Here is an 18327-nt window from a genome sequence, read left to right on the forward strand (position 1 = left end):
CCGCTATGTTGACAAGTAAAAAGAGCAGTGAAGTAAATTATCACTCAACGAAATCATGATCTACGTCAAATGGCTGCAATAAATCACCTTATATACTGCGCCGCTTTTCACTTTCCCGTCAATTTTGGCCCCAACAACTGGTTTGTACCCAGTTTAATGATGAGGTTTATTTACTATGTTTGTACCAGAACTCCTTTCACCTGCAGGTAGTTTAAAGAATATGCGTTACGCTTTTGCGTATGGGGCTGATGCGGTTTACGCAGGGCAACCTCGTTACAGTTTGCGAGTGCGTAACAACGAGTTTGATTTAGAGAACTTAGCAACCGGTATCAAAGAAGCACATCAACAACATAAAAAACTATATGTGGTCTCCAACATTGCACCACACAATAGCAAAGTAAAAACCTACCTAAGAGACATCGAACCGGTTATAGCCATGCAACCAGATGCATTGATCATGTCAGATCCAGGCTTGATCATGTTAGTTCGAGAAAAGTGGCCCGATATGCCAATCCATTTGTCTGTTCAAGCCAATGCCGTCAATTTTGCGAGTGTACAGTTTTGGGCACAACAAGGCATAGAGCGCGTTATTTTATCCCGTGAACTATCTCTTGAAGAAATTGCTGAAATTCGCACTCTTTGCCCAAATACAGAGCTAGAAGTATTTGTTCATGGCGCATTATGTATGGCGTACTCTGGTCGCTGCTTATTATCTGGGTACATTAATAAGCGCGATCCGAACCAAGGAACTTGCACTAATGCATGCCGCTGGGAATATGATGCAAAGCCTGCTAAAGAGAATGAAAGCGGCGATCTTGTACATCAAATTGACCCCAAAGAGGTGATCCCAACACTCGGCTTAGGTGCGCCCACCAATTCGACCTTTATGCTAGAAGAACCTGGCCGTCCAGGAGAGTATATGCCCGCTTTTGAAGACGAACATGGCACTTACATCATGAACTCAAAAGATTTACGTGCTGTACAATATGTTGAAAAACTGACCCAAATGGGGGTGCATAGTCTTAAAATTGAAGGCAGAACCAAATCTTTTTACTATGTTGCGCGCACGGCACAGGTGTATAGAAAAGCGATAGACGATGCGGTAGCTGGCAAACCTTTTGATCCCACATTAATGCGCACACTCGAAAACCTGGCCCACAGGGGTTACACCGAAGGCTTTTTAAAGCGTCATGCACATCAAGACTACCAAAATTATGAATACGGGCATTCTATCAGTGATAAACAACAGTTTGTTGGCGAAGTACTTGGCAGAAAAGCAAATGGTTTAGTTGAGGTTGATGTTAAAAATAAATTTTGTACCGGCCACAGCCTTGAACTTATGACACCAAAAGGCAATATCGCCTTTAATTTAGAACATATGGAAAACAAAGCAGGCCAACGTATTGAAGATGCAAAAGGGTCTGGTCATATTGTACAGATCCCACTGCCTGAGGATATTAACTTAGAGCATGCCATTTTGATGCGTAATTTAGGTGAAAACCAAGATACCCGAAACCCGTTTAAGCAAGGTTAATTATGGCTTTGTTAATCAACAATAAATGCATTAACTGTGACATGTGCGATCCAGAATGCCCAAATCAAGCTATTTATTTTGGTCAAAAAATATATGAGATAGACTCAGACAAGTGCACCGAGTGTGTTGGCCATTATGACGCCCCCACTTGCGTAAGTGTGTGTCCTATTGATTGTATTAAACCAGACCCTAATAAACGAGAAAGTTTAGATACCTTGGCTGAAAAGTATCTCGCACTCACTCAGCAGCCCTAGCTAGGTTATGAGGCTTCGTATAACCCATATATGATATTGATTATACGAAGCAGCCAGCATGTTAGAACTTATATTCGAAGCCAGCGCCTAAGTAATCGCGCTCGACTTGATTATCACCGTCGAATGAGGTGTAAAAGCCATAAATTTTAGTCACTTTATTTATTTTATGGTCAATCCCTACTGAAACACCATCCATTTTATCACCATGATCAAAATCCATAACTTGATATTGTGCTTTTAATGTATTGGCACCCATTTTATAAGAAGCACTTAATACGTAACCATCAGCTTTATCTGAACCATCAACGCGTTCTTGTGTTTGATAAATTGCACCTAGCTTTACATCAGCCACTTTACCTTGCACTGTTAAGCGCACCGCATCATAACCTTTTACATCGCTATCAGCTGATATTGCGCCATAAATGTTACTTTTCTTCAGTTTGCTGTCGCCATAAGATAGTGCTGCTGAGTAACCATTTTCGCCATCCGCGTCATCCTCAGCTATGAAAGTTCCATGAACCTTAAAGCCGTTGAAACTATTAGAATTATAAGTAATTGAGTTCCCTAAGCGATTCTCACCTTTAAGATGGTTTTTAATATCACCTTCAATATCGTTAAATAAATCCACGCGGCCTTGAGAGAGTTTAAATGCAGTATCCTTTCGACCAATTAGTACTTCACCAAAATTACCTTTCACACCAACATATTGATTACGGGCTGTGATATTGTCTTTGTCACCTTTTGAGTCAGCGTCTGTAATATCAACTTGAAACTCAAAACGGTAGAAAACTTCTAAATTATTATCGAGCTTTTCGCCACCTTTAAACCCAAAACGTGAAGTATTACTCTTTAACTCAGTAACCGAACCTTCACCTTCATCACTCGATTGCACAGAAACGTTTGCTTTACCATACACTGTTACATCAGCTTGAGCGTTGAAAGATAGAGCACTTAATACTGACAATAATAGCGTTGATTTAACTGGTTTCATGTTTATATTCCTCAATATCGTAACACGTAATTTTTTAGACAGGCGCAGTGTGCCAGCCCATAATGACAGAAATATTACATGCAAAATATTTTGGTAAGTATTTTGACTAAAAAATGAAATCCAAATGAAACATTGAATTTTAATCCAATTAAATCAACACCTTAAAAACAAAAATCTGTAACAGGAACAACATTTAAAATTCATAAAAAAAACATCTACCTTATTTGATGTAATAAATTAACAAGCATTTTTATTTGTTCGACTTGTTCATTATCCTTGTGATACACCATAAAGATCTCTCGCGATGAACTAGGTACTATGGTGATATGATGCAAAATACCACTGTCAATCATCTGCGCAGCTAACGCTTCAGGAATAAAGGTACTCCCGCCGCATTGCACGATTAGATCGAGTGCGATTCTGCCTGTACTGGTCCTAAAATAAGGTGGTGAATTCTCTTTAAAGTGTTTTGCATGCCATAACGAAAAAGCGGTTCCCCAATCAACATACACATATTGGTTGCCAAAAAACGCGCTGGTATCACTACATTGATTGGTGCTCACGGGGATTATCGCTAAATCGTGAATTGACTTAGCGATTAAGTCATCCACCTTAGGAGGGTCAAATAAGACCGCCAAGTCTAACGTGCGCTCTAACAGTAAGCGGGTACTTTCTTGCTGTGTTTTTATTTCTGCAACTAAAGAGATACCCGGCATTGCAGCTACCACTTTATGAATACCAAACTGTAAAAAGGCATCCCAAATGTTTGCTGTCCCAGCCAATGTAAGTTGCTTATGCGTGCTATTTGCTAAAGCGACATCTACCTTTGCTCTTTGCATACCGGTGAGTATCATTTTTGCATGAGGTAATAACCTCTCACCAGGCGCGGTTAACTGAATATTATTCCTTTGTCTAATAAATAGATCCACACCCAAACTTTGCTCTAATTGTCGGATCCGAAAGCTGACTGCAGATTGCGTAACATATAAATTTTCTGCAGCCCGGCCAAAGTGACGCGTTTTTACCACCTCTACAAACGTTTTCAACAGTTCGATATCCATTACTGATCCTCACGATAAAAATAGTTTGTTTAATAAAAACGAAATTATGCTCCATACTCCAAACACACCACTGATGTAGGAGTAATTCATGAATCAAAATTTAACGAGTTTACGAAATGCATTCGCTAGCCCACACCCTTTTTATGATGATGTTAACTTCTCTCAAGGGTTTAGTCGCTGTGGTCACTTTACCTTGCTAGAAGCCGATATACTCGAGCATCACGGTGCGATATTAAAAAGTTTACAAACAAAAAAAACACCCCCTAAAAATAGTCATCAAAGTCATTTTGTAAAAGCAATGGAAGGTACATGCTCATCAGAAAATGTGATTGAAAAAACTTGGGCTAAATACCTCAAGTTCAGTACATGTAAAAGCAAAATTTACACTATTACAGGTAACTCTAAAGCTTACCCTGATAATGATGTACATACAGATATGGACATTGACTTGTAAACTTTTCAGGCGCATACACACTAATACATGGTATTCCGCCCTTGTCATCGCATGGATTTAGACTAGTATTATTACAATATAACGAAAAACAATTAGTTATGAACTTATAGCTGATATTAAGCATTGCTTTTTTAAGCAGATAGGTTTAAAACTAGGATGTGCGTATTAGCGAATATACTAGGCTTATTTAAGTGACTCGACGAATACTTATCATTGAAGATACACCCACAATTGCCAAAGTTCAGAAGCACATTGCAGTGTCTTCTGGGTATGCTGCTGATATTGCGGGCTCACTCGCAGAAGCAAAAGCGCTCGTTAGTCAAAATCAGTACTTTTGCGCTGTGGTTGATTTCATTTTGCCAGACGCCCCGAATGGAGAGGCAATTCCCTGTACCATAAAAGCTGAAATACCAACCATCGTTATGACAGGCAACTTGGATAGTACAACCCGAGAAACCGTCGAAAAATATCCTATTATTGATTACATCACCAAAGAAAATAAACAAGCTTATCAGTATTTAAAACGTCAGTTACAGCGTTTGCCTCGTAATGAAAATGTGCAAGTATTAGTGGTCGATGATTCTCGCCAAACTAGGCGCTATGTCAGTGCGTTATTAGAGAGACATAAATACCAAGTACTCGAAGCGGGTGATGGCCAAGAAGGACTCGATGTACTGCAAAAGCACCCTGAAATTTCAGTGATCATTACAGACAACGAAATGCCAAGAATGAGCGGTGTAGAATTATGTGGAGAAATTCGTCGGCTTTATAGTAATGATGATAAAGCAATTATTGGTATATCTGGGTCAAATACATCACATTTATCTGCACGTTTTTTGAAAAATGGCGCAAATGATTACTTAAGGAAGCCCTTTAACGCAGAAGAGTTTTACTGTCGACTCAGCCAAAACGTGGATATGCTCGATAATATAGCCACCATAAGGCTCCAAGCGAATACGGATTACCTCACTAAGTTGCCCAATCGTCGGTATTTCTTCGAACAAACCGCAAAAATGCTTAAATCACGCGCGACAAAACAGCAGAGCAGTGCGCTTGCCATGATCGATATTGATCACTTTAAGAATATTAATGACCAATATGGCCATGATGCAGGAGATGACGTTTTAAGCGCCCTGGCATTAACCTTTAATAAATTCTTTGAGCATGATTTAGAGGCTCGCTTGGGTGGAGAGGAGTTTGCCATCTTTTTTCAACAAGGAACCTCAGACGAAAATTTGGCACAATTGGAATTATTTAGGCAATATTTAGACTCAAACAGTGCTTCTTTAACTCCACATAAAATTCACTTCACCATTTCAATCGGCTTTGTTTGTATAGCAGAACAAAAAATTGATGCGCTCCTTAAAGCTGCAGATATCAAACTGTATGATGCCAAAGAACAAGGCAGAAATTGTATTATAAATTAAGGGCCAAAATTCTGGCCCTTAATTTATTAACTGCGATTAAAGGTCAACTACTTTGAAGCACGATAAGTGTCCCAGCTAAACAGAGCAAGCGCAGCCCAAATACAGGCAAAAGTTAGAATTCGCTCAGTTGTAAACGTTTCTCCATAAAGCACAACCGCTAATACAAACATAATACTTGGGCCAATATATTGAAATAAGCCTAATGTTGAATAAGGTAGCCGTTTCGCTGCCGCAATAAAACACAATAAAGGTAGCGTCGTTACAATACCGGCACTGATCAATAATATATTAATTAAGTCCGTATTATTCGCCATGTTAGTTGTGGCTGAGGGTTCACTCACCCACCAATAAATCAGTGCTGCAGGTAACAAGATAGCCGCTTCAAGTAATAATCCTGGGAGCGACTCCACAGGCATTTTCTTTCGTAGCAATCCGTATATCGCAAACGAGCTTGCGAGTGAAAGCGCAATCACAGGGAACGACCCAAAGCTGAGTACTTGTAACGACACCCCAATAAATGCCATACCGACTGCCACTTTTTGCCACAGCCGTAAACGCTCAGATAAGAACAGCACGCCCAACAGCACATTTAATAAAGGGTTAATATAATATCCTAAACTTGCATCAAGCATATGACCATTATTAACTGCCCAAATAAACAGGCCCCAATTAAACCCTAACAAGCTGGAGCTCAAGCATAGCAATAAAATTAATTTCGGCTGTTTAATGACAGGCGCGATTTTATGCCACTGCTTCGTCAGCGCTATAATCAAAGCTAGAAATAATACTGACCACACGATGCGATGCGTTAAAATTTCTAGCGCATTTATCTGGTCGAGCTGTTTGAAATAAATAGGGGCAAGTCCCCACATTAAGAAGGCAAGTACTGCGTAGAGATAGCCTTGGTTGTTATCACTGTTTGGCATATTCATACCGCTTGATGCAAAGAGGTCGGCATTATACGTGCAAATTGTAAAATAATGCACTGCCAAACAATAAATTACCTACCCGACTAAGTAAGTACCTGTACCAAAAGCGATTTGAGTGCCTTGGTCATTATGTAATTCCATTCTGCAAACACACACCTTATTACCAGAACGGATCAAGCTCGCGCTCGCAACAAAGTGCTCACCTCGACCAGGCCTTAAAAAGTCTGTTCTGATATCTATGGTTCCCAAGGTTGCTAGTTTTTTTGGGACACCTTGTAGTTCACTTTCAGTCAATTTATCAACGATAGATGCAGCTGCTAACATGCCCCCAACATTATCGAGTACAGCCGAAATTACACCACCATGTAAAATTTTCTGTGATGGGTTACCAATAAAATTATCTTGCCATGGCATTTCAATTTCGGCGCGCTCAGCATCTAAATGACGAACTGTGATACCGAGAAATTGATTAAATGGCATTTGCTTAACAAATATGTTGGCTACGGTGCTAATTACTTGTGATTTATCCATACTCACCTCAAACTCATCAGACCAGATAAAGCTACGCTGGTTTGCGACTTTTTTCAAGTCAGGAAAGTTACAGACAAGGCGCTAAAAAACCTCTAAAATGCCCAGCGATGGATACTCTTGCACATACTCAACACAACGCGAACTCTGTACTAAAAAATATTTTTGGTTACAGTGAATTTCGAGATGGTCAAAAAGCGGTGATCGATGCTGCTTTAGCGCGTCAAGACAGCTTAGTACTACTGCCTACAGGAGGCGGTAAATCACTGTGTTATCAAGTCCCTGCATTGGTACTTGATGGGATCACTGTGGTGGTATCTCCGCTCATTTCACTCATGCAAGACCAAGTAGCGCAATTACAAGCATTAGGGGTCAGTGCGGAGTTTATAAATAACAGCGTACCTCGTGAGCAACAGCATGCGATATATCAACGAGTCCATGATGGCGATGTAAAGTTACTCTATGTTGCCCCAGAAAAAATACTGCAGTACGAATTTATTGAACGCCTACATCATTTGCCGGTTAGTTTGTTCGCGATAGACGAGGCGCATTGTGTGTCGCATTGGGGACATGACTTTAGGCCACATTATTGCCGCTTGAGTGAATTAAAGCAGCACTTCCCAGCGATCCCCATGATGGCATTAACAGCCACCGCAGATACTGCAACTCGCTATGATATAGTAAATCAGCTGAGTTTACAGAACCCGTATATCCATACGGGCAGTTTTGATAGACCGAATATTCGCTATACCATAGAAGAAAAATTCAAGCCGCTGTCGCAGTTAATGCGCTATTTAAAAGAACAACAAAATCAAAGTGGTATTATTTATTGCACCAGTAGAAAGCGGGTGGATGAGATATCGGAAAAACTCGCCGATGCTGGTTTTAATGCGGCGGCTTACCATGCAGGCATGAGTAATGAACAAAGGCAATTTGTGCAAAGCGCCTTTGCCCGCGACGACATCCATATTGTCGTCGCCACTGTAGCGTTTGGTATGGGCATCAACAAACCCAATGTGCGCTTTGTATTGCATTACGATATTCCAAAAAGTATTGAAGCTTACTATCAAGAAACTGGCAGAGCAGGCCGTGATGGTTTAGCCGCTGAAGCCATTATGTATTTCGATCCTGCGGACATAGGTAGAGTGAAACGTTTTTTCGAAGACATCGAAGACGAACAACGCCGACGAGTAGAAGAACAACGATTTAATGCTATGGCCAGTTTTGCTGAAGCCCAGACTTGTCGACGTCAAATATTACTCAACTATTTTAGTGAGTATCAACGAGAGCCTTGCGGCAACTGTGATATTTGTCTCAACCCGCCAAAACGGTTTGATGGCACTTTAGTCGCGCAGCAGGCACTTTCTTGCGTCTATCGTGCCGAGCAGCGATTTGGTTTAGGCTATATTGTTGATGTACTCAGAGGCGCTAACACCAGTCGTATTCGTGACAACCAACACCACGAGTTAAGTACCTATGGACTCGGCAAAGACAAAAGTAATGAGTTTTGGTTGAGTGTATTACGGCAATTGATCCATCATGGTCTCTTAACGCAAGACATCACGCAAGGTGCAAGTTTAAAGCTCACCGAAGCAGCGCGTTCAGTTTTAAAAGGTGACTATGCACTGCAATTAGCAGAGCCGCGTTTACAAGCTAAACACGTATATCAGGATAAATTAGCCCAGTTTAATTATGATAAAAAACTCTTCGCCAAATTACGTAGCCTGCGTAAACAGCTCGCTGATGAAGATGACGTACCTCCTTATGTAGTATTTAACGATAAAACCCTTGCAGAAATGGCCCAATTAACACCAACAACCGATGGCGAATTTCTTTCTGTATCTGGTGTTGGCTTTACCAAACTCAGTAAATACGGTGCGCCTTTTATGCAACTGATCCGCAACTACCTAGCCACAAGTTAACTATATCCAGAGCTGCTTATGACCAACATAACACTAGATCCAATCCATCATGTCTTATTAATTACGCCTACCGAAATCCCTGAAGCAGACGAATTTTTATTCTGGGCTAAGCTATTTTTACACCAACCCGAAATTGCTATCGTAGAAGAGCTTGAAGGTGCAGATCGCCACCAAACCCGCTTCAGTTATGAAAATAGTACATTTAACATTAACTTTGAACACTATACAGATAGTATATGGATAGCCCCTGAAGGGGCTGAATCACAAGAGCAACTCATTAATTTATCTAAATATTTACTAACAAGTTTCCAATAATCAGATAGACTTAAATAATCAACTGTCGTACATGTCTCGATAGTACTATTTATTGCTGATCATTTTGGAGTGCGATGAAAGTGAGTATAAAAACACAAATAACGCTCATATTATGCTGTTTTTGCTCTTTCTTAAGTTATAGCGCCCCCTCAGTGCTTGACCACCCCCATATAGAAGCGTGTGCAAATCAAACATACGCTACCGATAATGATATCACCCTCACTCGGCAGCTTGACGCCAATACAGACTTACCTAAAGAGGGACAAGACAAAACAATATCACACATTAAACTAGCACAATTAAATGTGTTTGATACCAATATTCCTGCTGAAGATAACCCGGTATTTCGCTTTGCCAATCGAGCGCATATTACCACTGAACCGACGGTCATAATGACATTGTTGTTATTCGCTGAAGGGGATGAATACTCAATCAAAAAAATTGTAGAGTCCGAGCGCCTACTGCGAAACCAAAGCTATTTGTATGATGCACGAGTCTATGCAGATGAAAACTGCGAAGGCAATATCACAGTAACTGTGGTGACCCGAGATTTATGGACGCTGCTACCAGATTTAAGCTTTAGCCGCAGCGGTGGAGAAAATTCATCACGAATTGGCTTTCGTGAAAGTAACTTATTCGGTTGGGGTAAGCGGCTTTCACTCACTCATACAAAAGATCAAGACCGATCTGGTTATCTCTTTGTGTATGATGATCCTAATATTATGTCCACACGTTATCGAGGGCGTCTCGAATACGCTGATAATGATGATGGTGAGCGTCACTATGTGGGCGTGAGTTATCCTTTTTTCTCTACTGACACACCCTATAGTTATGGTTTTTTAAACTTTAACGACAAACGCACCGAGTCACTTTATGAAGATGGAGAAACCGTTTCTGAGTTTTCCCAACAAACTGAAGTCAGTAAAGTCTATTTTGGCCATGCTCAACAGCTCACTAATAACTGGACACAGCGACTCACGGTGGGTTATCACTATGAGCAACAAACATTTAGTCCACTTTTAAAAACAACTTTGCCATTGGCACATAATCGCACCTTGAGTTACCCCTATATCCAAACTCAGTGGTTAGAAGATAAATTCATAAAAGTACGTAACTTTGACTCCATATATCGTACTGAGGATTTAAATTTAGGTTGGGATATTAATGCCCTATTGGGCTACTCAGATAAAAGCCTAAGCGATGATGATAACCACCTCATTTATCAGTTCTCGGCTAATAAAGCACACTATACCTCAGATCATAGCTTGTGGCGTATTAACCTCTCTTTTTCAGGCCAATGGAATAGCCAAGACAACACAGCTAGAAACCTCATTACGCAACTTGGCGCACAATATTATTTAAATACCAGTATTCAAGACTCATGGTATGCCAATATACAACTCAGATTTGCTAAAAACCTTACGGCTGATCAGCAACTAACCTTAGGTGGCGAAACCGGCCTAAGAGGCTTTCCTGTTAACTACCAGCACGGCAGTAAAAGCGTTTTAGTTAATATCGAACGCAGATACTATTGGGAGTATGACCTCTTGCAATTATTCAAAGTAGGCGGCGCGGTGTATTTTGATATTGGCCGCATTAGAGGCAATACATTAGTACACAGTGACCCTAATTATTTAAAAAACATTGGTGCAGGGCTGAGGCTTGCTCCCAGCAGGGCAAATGCAGGGTTAGTCTTACACTTAGATGTGGCAGCCCCCCTTAATGGCCCTGATAATATAGATAACGTACAATGGTTGTTTACCGTCAAAAATCGTTTTTGAGCTTCATCCCCTTTACTAACATAGAGTACATTACTTGAATTATATCGTGTCGATAGTCGATTTCCTCTTAGCCCAATACCGCCTTGTGATCACCCTAGTTGTGATATTGCTTTTTCCTATTTCAATACGCTTATGCAAACAGTTACTCGCACATTTAACAAAAGGAAAAATTGATAGTCACCGTCAACAACGAGCTGAACTGCTCATACGCATTATTGTTGCGCTATTACTAACCTGCTTGCTATTGGTATTTTGGGGCATCGAACTTAAAGGGCTACTCTTACTTGGCTCTTCATTATTTGCGATGTTAGGTGTCGCGTTATTTGCTAGTTGGTCATTGCTAAGTAATTTAACCTCATTCCTAATTATGTTCATTCAGAATGATTGCCGTATTGGATCATGGGTGCGCATTATTGATGGGGCAAACCATATCGAGGGGCGTATTACTGAAATGGGGTTGATGCATGTTGCATTACAGCACCTTGATGGTCACAAAGTCATTTACCCCAATAACTTGTTTGTTACTCGGCCTGTAATGATATTGGAAAAGGCCCCTGTAAAAGTGAAAGAAGTGCCTATTAAACGGCATTTAGGTCCAAAAGTAGCAAAGTGATCTAAGTCCTCTTCATATAAACCAGTTAAAAACTTAGTCTGAGTAGAATAACGAAGTACTGAGACAGTGCACATCTAAAATTATGATACTGTTAAAAACAAAAAACCCAGCCGAAGCTGGGTTTTTGATATTCTTTCAAAAGCAAAATTACTTGATTTTTGCTTCTTTGAAAATCACGTGTTTACGAACCTTAGGGTCGAACTTTTTGATTTCCATTTTTTCAGGCATGTTACGCTTGTTCTTGTCGGTAGTGTAGAAATAACCAGTACCAGCAGTAGAAACTAAACGGATCTTATCACGCATATCCCAGCTCCTTAAACTTTTTCGCCGCGAGCACGGATTTCAGTAAGAACCGCGTCGATGCCTTTTTTATCGATAATACGCATACCTTTAGTAGTAGTACGTAATGAAACGAAACGTTTTTCGCTTTCAACCCAGAAACGGTGTGTTTGTAGGTTAGGTAGGAAGCGACGCTTAGTAGCGTTGCGCGCGTGTGAACGGTGATTACCAACCACTGGACGCTTACCTGTAACTTGACAGACTTTAGACATGTCTATGTATCTCCAATAACTTCGCTCGAGCTTAATTTTCCCTTGGACATTACTGTGGCCCCAGGGTAAATCAGAGGGCGCTCTTTATACAGCATATACAGGTAGAGATCAAGGATCTGATCCTATCTAATCAGCTCATGTGTAAATTTGATAGCGGCCAATTATAATGATCGAATGCCCTTAGGGAAAGTAAAAACTGCATTTAAATTAAACTATTTTGTAAAAACACATGCAAAGCGATGTTTTTTACAACTTTACCTAGGTAAACACGCTAAATTAGTCCTCTTTGTGCAAAAGACACACACTGCTCGGCAGCAACAATGAGGTGATCAAGTACATTTATATCGACTAAAGCCAGTGCATTTTGTAATTTTTGCGTAATTAACTTGTCAGCTTGGCTTGGTTCAGCCAACCCACTTGGGTGATTATGTGCAAAGATGACCGCAGCGGCATTATGTTTAAGTGCTGCCTTAACCACTTCTCTGGGATAAACCGAAGCACTATTAATAGTACCTGTAAACAACACTTCATCTGTGATCAACCGATTTTGATTATCCAGATACAACACCATAAACACTTCGTGCCCTAACCCCCTTAATTGAATCGTCAAATAATCATTAACCGCATCGGGTGAAGTAAAAATAGTATCGCGGTGGCATTGCTCTTTTAAATAACGCTTACTTAATTCTAAAACAGCCTGTAATTGAACATACTTTGCTTCACCGACCCCCTTAAATGCAGAGAACTCTGCAAGGCTTGCATTGAATAAGTTATGAAGAGAGTGACTTTTTTTCAGCAACGAGTCTGCCAGCTCAATTGCATTCATGCCAGTGATCCCAGTACGCAAAAAAATGGCCAGTAACTCAGCATCAGTCAATACACTGGGTCCCTGCTTTAATAGTTTTTCGCGCGGTCGACTCTGCTTAGGTAGTAAATTTAGTTGCATGTTCCATCCTTAGTTGTGCATCTATCTTGAGTTATAAAGTGTAGTCACAGCTTTGTTGTTTTTAAAATCAGTATTTGCCTCATCTAAACAGGGTGGCTTTGGTATGGTATCTTTAGCACCAAACAAACTCTCTTCATCTAATGGTGTATCTAAATATGAGCCAACCAGTAAAAAATATTGTGTTAGGTATAAGTGGTGGTATTGCAGCTTATAAATGTGCTGAGCTGGTAAGGCGACTCACAGAGCGCGGCTGCAAAGTGAAGGTTGTCATGACTGAATCAGCAAAACACTTTATTACCCCGCTCACCATGCAGGCGGTTTCTGGAGAGATTGTTGCTGACTCTTTATTAGATCCTAGTGCCGAAGCCGCTATGGGTCATATAGAATTTGCAAAATGGGCTGATTTAATTTTAGTTGCACCGGCAAGCTGCAACATTCTAGCAAAAATGGCGCAAGGAATCGCAGATGATCTATTAACGACCTTACTACTGGCAACACCGGCTAAAGTGGCCGTTGCCCCCGCTATGAATCAGCAAATGTATGCCCACCCAGCAACACAAGCCAACATCGCGACGTTACGTGCCCGTGATATTGCTATTTGGGGCCCAGGTAAAGGCGAGCAAGCATGCGGTGATGTGGGTGCAGGCAGAATGCTTGAACCTCTTGATCTTGTAGAGCGATGCCTAGCTCCAGTGCACACCCCCCTATTAAAAGGGAAGACATTCACAATCACCGCGGGCCCAACCCGTGAAGCATTAGACCCTGTGCGCTATATTAGTAATCATAGCTCAGGAAAAATGGGCTTTGCCCTTGCTAAAGCAGCACTTGACCTTGGTGCAACGGTAAACTTGATCAGTGGTCCGGTGGCCATTGCCGCCCCCACCGACGCAGCACTATACCCAATTGAAAGTGCACAAGACATGCTCGACATAGCAATGCACTTGGCACCAAAATCTGATGTATTTATTGGCTGTGCAGCAGTGGCAGATTACAGAGCTGCAACTATTTCAGAGCAAAAAATCAAAAAGCAAGGCGATGAAATCACCCTTACTATGATAAAAAACCCCGACGTCATCGCACGCGTGGCAGCACTGAAAAAAGAGAGACCTTATACGGTCGGCTTTGCAGCTGAAACGCAAGACATTCAGCAGTATGCGCAAGCTAAATTAAAAAACAAAAACTTAGATATGATCTGCGCTAATGACGTATCCGTAAAAGGTTTAGGTTTTAATGCCAATGATAATGCTTTAACGCTATTTTGGCCTGACGACACCCTGAATTTACCCGCGACAAGTAAACAACAATTAGCGATGCAATTATTACAAGCGTTAGCAAAACGTCTTAATTAAGTACTCTGGAAAACACTGGCACCAAACTGAATAAAACATTAACATAAGACCCCGAGTACTGGTGTAAGCAGCTTGGGGTTTGCACTGACCATAATAACGATAAATAAAGGAAGGTACATGCCAGCGACTAAACGTAGTAACCGCAAAGAACAAATTTTGCAGTCTCTTGCACAGATGTTAGAAACAAGCCCAGGTCAACGTATCACAACAGCGAAGTTAGCTGCTGAAGTTGGCGTGTCAGAAGCCGCGCTATATCGCCATTTCCCAAGTAAAGCTCGGATGTTTGAAGGCTTGATCGAGTTTATCGAAAACACCCTACTTTCGCGTATAAACCTTATCTTAGATAATGAAAAAGAAACTCAGGGTCGTATCTATAATATTCTGGTTTTATTACTCACTTTTGCCGAAAAAAACCCGGGGATCACACGTATATTAACGGGCGATGCACTTCAAGGTGAGCAAGAGCGACTTAGAGAGCGTGTGCAAGGTCTATTCGAAAAGCTAGAAACGCAGTTTAAACAGGTACTGCGTGAACGAAAACTCCGTGAAGGCAAAGCATTTTCGACTGATGAAGCTGCACTGGCTAATTTTTTCCTAGCCTACGTAGAAGGAAAAATGAATCAATTCGTACGCAGTGATTTTACCGCTTTACCTAGTCAACAATTTGAAATGCAGTGGAAAGAGTTGCAAAAAATTTGGTTAACCTAGCTATTTACTCACTCTAATAAGAGTGAGTAATACTCTCCCTTAAACTAAAATGTTGAGCATAATAAAATACCCTTTTATATAAAGGCCCTATTGCCACGCTATTTATCCGTTTAACCGATACACTAAACGCACAATTCTTTTTTACCCTCAATAAAAGTGCTACAACCCTATATAAGCTTCAAACTTTAAGAATAACCAACATGATCAAATTACCATCATTGGCTATCACCAGCTTACTCCTGAGTAACGCCGCCTATAGCCAACAATCACTTGAGTTCAAAGATGTATTTGACTTCAATTATGCTAAGAATACACAACTTTCAGAAAACGGGTCTATCTTATCTTTTTCAGCAGCACCTTATAGAGGCAACCCCGTCGGGCATATATACACCCTTGCTGACAATCAACTGCTCGCACAGGTCGAACGCGGCACAAAGCCAATTATAAATAAAAATGCTACTTGGGTTGCCTTTACGCAAACTCCCAGTCTGCTTGAGCAAGAAACTGCGACAAAAAAAGAAAAGAAACAACTTACCAATAACTTAGTACTTGTTAATACTAAGACAAAAAAACAGCGAACGTTTGCTAAAGTTAAAGACTATCAACTTTCCAATGATGGCGTTTGGCTCGCATATCGCGAACAAGTAGAACCCGAAAAAGCTAAAAGTACCGGTGACTCTGAGTCAAAGATTACTGCCGATAAAAAAGATCTTCACTACCCACTTGTTATCATCAACTTAGTTAACGATGAGACCCATCGCATCGATACGGTCGGTAAATATGCACTGAGCCCAAACAGTCATGGACTTTTATTCGCACAAAACAGTGATGACGGTCGCAAGAATCAAATCGGTTTCTTTTCGCTAACGTCAAACACAAAGAGCAGTTTATTTGAAGAACCTGGGGTAACATTAAGCCAAGCAATATGGCACCCGACACAACCTATTGTCGCATTTAATATGGGTAACTATGTCAACGATGATACTAGACGCAGAAGCTATAAAGTTACCCTATGGCATGCCAATGATAATCAATTAACTGATATCGAGAACCCCCAAGGTTGGTTTAGTGCCAAAATAGCCAAGTTAACTTGGTCAGAACACGGTGAGCGTTTATATTTTCAAAACCGCCCGCTGCTTGAAAGCAAAGCCCCTGAACTAAAATACTCCGACAATACATCGCTGACCGATTACGATACTATTCGCGCCCAAAAAGGCTTAAAAGTATGGCACAACGCAGATCCAGAGATTAAACCAAGAGAAATTAAAACATGGAAAGAGACTAACAAACATCGTCATTATCACGCTGTTTACCATATAAATAGTCAACATGTTGCACAGCTTTCTACACCTCAAGTTAAGAATGTAACGTTACATACCGAAGCACAATACTTACTTGGCAGTGATAATACAGCACATTTAAAAGAGGTCATGTATAACGGGTTTTTCCAAGATTATTATGCGGTCAATGTAAAAAATGGTAATAAAAAAACCATTACCACACATACTCGTTTTAAACCGACCCTATCACCTACAGGTAACCATGCCGCCTATTTTGAAGATAAGCAGATCTGGCTAAAAAATTTAGCAACTCAACAGCAAGTTTCACTCACCAACAAAATTGATAATGTCATTTTTGCTGATGATAAACATGACTACCCCAAGGAGCAAAGCAGCTACCATTTTGCTGGTTGGCAAGTCGATGGCAGTACTTTATATGCTTATAGCAAACATGACATTTGGGCATTTGATGTAGCCACGGCACAGGCGACACGATTAACAAACGGAAAGGAAACCGCGACTCAATATCGAGTGCGCAAGCTAGACAAAAAAGCCACGGGCTTTACACCAGAGCAAACCCTCGTACTCAGCGCCCACAATTTAAATAACAAACAAACCCATATTGCAACCTTATCTTTAAAAGACAACACACTAAACACCGTACTCACAGGTGAAGCCCGGTTTGATGTTGTAAAACGCGCAAAACACAGTGATAAACTGCTATTTACAAAACAAAGTTATCATCAATTCCCTGATTTTTGGCAAACCAACAGTGACTTTAAAGCGCCGCAACAAGTCACTCACCTTAATCCTCAAATAAGTCAGTTTGCATGGGGTCAAAAGCCAGAACTTGTACAATACAAAGGTCATGATGGAGAAGACTTACAAGGCGTACTGATCAAACCTGCCGGATACAAAAAAGGCGACAAGTTACCAGTGGTCATATACTTCTACCGCTATATGAGCCAACGTATGTACGACTTCCCTAAAATGGAATTAAACCATCGTCCAAATTTCCCTATGTTTACATCAAATGGTTATGCGTTATTTTTGCCTGACATTCGTTTTGAAATAGGCAAACCTGGGCCGTCGTCAACACAAACAATGGTTAATGCGGCACAAAAACTCATTGATATTGGCGTTGCACATCCTGATAAAATTGGTTTACAAGGTCATTCATGGGCTGGCTACCAAAGTGCCTACATGATCACACAAACGGATATGTTTAAAGCCATTGTTTCTGGCGCACCAGTAACAAATATGACGTCAGCCTACAGTGGGATTCGTTTAAAATCAGGCCTAGCACGACAGTTTCAGTATGAAACAGGGCAAAGCCGTATAGGCCAACCACTACATAAAGCACTCGACCTTTATATTGAAAACTCTCCAGTATTCTTTGCCGATAAAGTGACTACACCGATTTTAATGATGTTTGGCGATAAAGACGGTGCAGTGCCTTGGCAAGAAGGTATTCAATATTACTTAGCATTAAGGCGATTAAATAAAGATGCAATTTTACTACAATATGAAGGTGAACCTCATCACCTGAAGAAGTTCCCCAATCAACTTGATTTCTCAATTCGTATGATGGAGTACTTTGATTTTCATTTAAAAGATGAAAAACCAAAAGAATGGATCACCCAAGGGCAAGCCTATACACCTGAATAAACTGTATTAGTCTCCC

At 40.7% G+C, this 18327-nt stretch carries 18 protein-coding genes; 11 read left to right on the forward strand and 7 right to left on the reverse strand.

The features are described from left to right. Nucleotides 1–175: 175 nt before the first annotated feature. Both trhP and PCIT_RS15000 read left to right on the forward strand, forming a co-directional pair. Nucleotides 176–1534, forward strand: coding sequence for a prephenate-dependent tRNA uridine(34) hydroxylase TrhP (gene trhP, locus PCIT_RS14995; protein ID WP_010364191.1), 1359 nt, complete (start codon nucleotides 176–178; stop codon nucleotides 1532–1534). Nucleotides 1535–1536: 2 nt separating this feature from the next. After that, entirely contained in the window at nucleotides 1537–1788 is a 252-nt protein-coding gene (locus tag PCIT_RS15000) for a YfhL family 4Fe-4S dicluster ferredoxin (protein WP_010364193.1), read from the forward strand. Between the two features lie 61 nt (nucleotides 1789–1849). On the opposite strand, the gene PCIT_RS15005 is transcribed toward PCIT_RS15000, so the two are convergent. After that, complete coding sequence (locus PCIT_RS15005) at nucleotides 1850–2779, reverse strand: porin (RefSeq protein ID WP_010364195.1); 930 nt, start codon at nucleotides 2777–2779, stop codon at nucleotides 1850–1852. A 215-nt stretch (nucleotides 2780–2994) separates the two neighbouring features. Further along, nucleotides 2995–3840: a LysR family transcriptional regulator gene (locus tag PCIT_RS15010; protein ID WP_010364198.1), complete on the reverse strand. Its 846-nt coding sequence runs from the start codon at nucleotides 3838–3840 to the stop codon at nucleotides 2995–2997. A gap of 88 nt (nucleotides 3841–3928) precedes the next feature. On the opposite strand from PCIT_RS15010, the gene maoP reads away from it, so the two are divergent. Further along, on the forward strand, nucleotides 3929–4294 hold the full coding sequence (gene maoP / locus PCIT_RS15015; protein ID WP_010364200.1) for a DUF413 domain-containing protein: 366 nt from the start codon (nucleotides 3929–3931) through the stop codon (nucleotides 4292–4294). Nucleotides 4295–4485: 191 nt separating this feature from the next. Further along, nucleotides 4486–5721, forward strand: a complete 1236-nt coding sequence (locus PCIT_RS15020; protein ID WP_010364202.1) for a response regulator — start codon at nucleotides 4486–4488, stop codon at nucleotides 5719–5721. A gap of 47 nt (nucleotides 5722–5768) precedes the next feature. Here PCIT_RS15020 and rarD read toward each other — a convergent pair whose 3' ends face one another. Both rarD and PCIT_RS15030 read right to left on the reverse strand, forming a co-directional pair. Beyond that, nucleotides 5769–6653: an EamA family transporter RarD gene (rarD, locus tag PCIT_RS15025; protein ID WP_040697292.1), complete on the reverse strand. Its 885-nt coding sequence runs from the start codon at nucleotides 6651–6653 to the stop codon at nucleotides 5769–5771. 72 nt (nucleotides 6654–6725) lie between these two features. After that, nucleotides 6726–7181, reverse strand: a complete 456-nt coding sequence (locus tag PCIT_RS15030; protein ID WP_010364205.1) for a thioesterase family protein — start codon at nucleotides 7179–7181, stop codon at nucleotides 6726–6728. Between the two features lie 107 nt (nucleotides 7182–7288). On the opposite strand from PCIT_RS15030, the gene recQ reads away from it, so the two are divergent. From recQ to PCIT_RS15050, 4 genes are all read left to right on the forward strand, one after another. After that, nucleotides 7289–9100 carry a DNA helicase RecQ gene (gene recQ / locus PCIT_RS15035; RefSeq protein WP_010364207.1) on the forward strand — a complete coding sequence of 604 codons (1812 nt, stop codon included), beginning with the start codon at nucleotides 7289–7291 and terminating at the stop codon, nucleotides 9098–9100. An 18-nt stretch (nucleotides 9101–9118) separates the two neighbouring features. Continuing rightward, nucleotides 9119–9415 (forward strand): DUF3630 family protein, encoded by a 297-nt coding sequence (locus tag PCIT_RS15040; protein ID WP_010364208.1) that lies wholly within the window; start codon nucleotides 9119–9121, stop codon nucleotides 9413–9415. A gap of 74 nt (nucleotides 9416–9489) precedes the next feature. Next, nucleotides 9490–11196 carry a BamA/TamA family outer membrane protein gene (locus tag PCIT_RS15045; RefSeq protein WP_010364210.1) on the forward strand — a complete coding sequence of 569 codons (1707 nt, stop codon included), beginning with the start codon at nucleotides 9490–9492 and terminating at the stop codon, nucleotides 11194–11196. 34 nt (nucleotides 11197–11230) lie between these two features. Continuing rightward, nucleotides 11231–11809: a mechanosensitive ion channel domain-containing protein gene (locus PCIT_RS15050; protein ID WP_010364211.1), complete on the forward strand. Its 579-nt coding sequence runs from the start codon at nucleotides 11231–11233 to the stop codon at nucleotides 11807–11809. Nucleotides 11810–11956: 147 nt separating this feature from the next. On the opposite strand, the gene rpmG is transcribed toward PCIT_RS15050, so the two are convergent. From rpmG to radC, 3 genes are all read right to left on the reverse strand, one after another. Then, nucleotides 11957–12112, reverse strand: coding sequence for a 50S ribosomal protein L33 (rpmG, locus tag PCIT_RS15055; protein WP_010364212.1), 156 nt, complete (start codon nucleotides 12110–12112; stop codon nucleotides 11957–11959). A gap of 11 nt (nucleotides 12113–12123) precedes the next feature. Further along, nucleotides 12124–12360, reverse strand: a complete 237-nt coding sequence (rpmB, locus tag PCIT_RS15060) for a 50S ribosomal protein L28 (protein WP_010364213.1) — start codon at nucleotides 12358–12360, stop codon at nucleotides 12124–12126. Between the two features lie 271 nt (nucleotides 12361–12631). Then, nucleotides 12632–13306 (reverse strand): RadC family protein, encoded by a 675-nt coding sequence (gene radC, locus PCIT_RS15065; RefSeq protein WP_010364214.1) that lies wholly within the window; start codon nucleotides 13304–13306, stop codon nucleotides 12632–12634. Between the two features lie 155 nt (nucleotides 13307–13461). Here radC and coaBC point away from each other — a divergent pair, with 155 nt between their 5' ends. From coaBC to PCIT_RS15080, 3 genes are all read left to right on the forward strand, one after another. Beyond that, entirely contained in the window at nucleotides 13462–14655 is a 1194-nt protein-coding gene (gene coaBC / locus PCIT_RS15070) for a bifunctional phosphopantothenoylcysteine decarboxylase/phosphopantothenate--cysteine ligase CoaBC (RefSeq protein WP_010364215.1), read from the forward strand. A 117-nt stretch (nucleotides 14656–14772) separates the two neighbouring features. Continuing rightward, nucleotides 14773–15363 (forward strand): nucleoid occlusion factor SlmA, encoded by a 591-nt coding sequence (gene slmA / locus PCIT_RS15075; RefSeq protein WP_010364216.1) that lies wholly within the window; start codon nucleotides 14773–14775, stop codon nucleotides 15361–15363. Nucleotides 15364–15563: 200 nt separating this feature from the next. After that, nucleotides 15564–18311, forward strand: coding sequence for a S9 family peptidase (locus PCIT_RS15080; protein WP_010364217.1), 2748 nt, complete (start codon nucleotides 15564–15566; stop codon nucleotides 18309–18311). Nucleotides 18312–18327 lie beyond the last annotated feature (16 nt).

It is taken from the genome of Pseudoalteromonas citrea (assembly GCF_000238375.3).
GTDB lineage: Bacteria > Pseudomonadota > Gammaproteobacteria > Enterobacterales > Alteromonadaceae > Pseudoalteromonas > Pseudoalteromonas citrea.

Bases quoted from the DNA above. Each gene is read 5' to 3' on its own strand.
- rarD (WP_040697292.1), bottom strand. From the start codon at position 6,653: ATGAATATGCCAAACAGTGATAACAACCAAGGCTATCTCTACGCAGTA.
- maoP (WP_010364200.1), top strand. From the start codon at position 3,929: ATGAATCAAAATTTAACGAGTTTACGAAATGCATTCGCTAGCCCACAC.
- recQ (WP_010364207.1), top strand. From the start codon at position 7,289: ATGGATACTCTTGCACATACTCAACACAACGCGAACTCTGTACTAAAA.
- rpmG (WP_010364212.1), bottom strand. From the start codon at position 12,112: ATGCGTGATAAGATCCGTTTAGTTTCTACTGCTGGTACTGGTTATTTC.
- PCIT_RS15080 (WP_010364217.1), top strand. From the start codon at position 15,564: ATGATCAAATTACCATCATTGGCTATCACCAGCTTACTCCTGAGTAAC.
- PCIT_RS15040 (WP_010364208.1), top strand. From the start codon at position 9,119: ATGACCAACATAACACTAGATCCAATCCATCATGTCTTATTAATTACG.
- slmA (WP_010364216.1), top strand. From the start codon at position 14,773: ATGCCAGCGACTAAACGTAGTAACCGCAAAGAACAAATTTTGCAGTCT.
- PCIT_RS15045 (WP_010364210.1), top strand. From the start codon at position 9,490: ATGAAAGTGAGTATAAAAACACAAATAACGCTCATATTATGCTGTTTT.
- PCIT_RS15030 (WP_010364205.1), bottom strand. From the start codon at position 7,181: ATGGATAAATCACAAGTAATTAGCACCGTAGCCAACATATTTGTTAAG.
- PCIT_RS15010 (WP_010364198.1), bottom strand. From the start codon at position 3,840: ATGGATATCGAACTGTTGAAAACGTTTGTAGAGGTGGTAAAAACGCGT.
- coaBC (WP_010364215.1), top strand. From the start codon at position 13,462: ATGAGCCAACCAGTAAAAAATATTGTGTTAGGTATAAGTGGTGGTATT.
- rpmB (WP_010364213.1), bottom strand. From the start codon at position 12,360: ATGTCTAAAGTCTGTCAAGTTACAGGTAAGCGTCCAGTGGTTGGTAAT.
- trhP (WP_010364191.1), top strand. From the start codon at position 176: ATGTTTGTACCAGAACTCCTTTCACCTGCAGGTAGTTTAAAGAATATG.
- PCIT_RS15005 (WP_010364195.1), bottom strand. From the start codon at position 2,779: ATGAAACCAGTTAAATCAACGCTATTATTGTCAGTATTAAGTGCTCTA.
- PCIT_RS15000 (WP_010364193.1), top strand. From the start codon at position 1,537: ATGGCTTTGTTAATCAACAATAAATGCATTAACTGTGACATGTGCGAT.
- radC (WP_010364214.1), bottom strand. From the start codon at position 13,306: ATGCAACTAAATTTACTACCTAAGCAGAGTCGACCGCGCGAAAAACTA.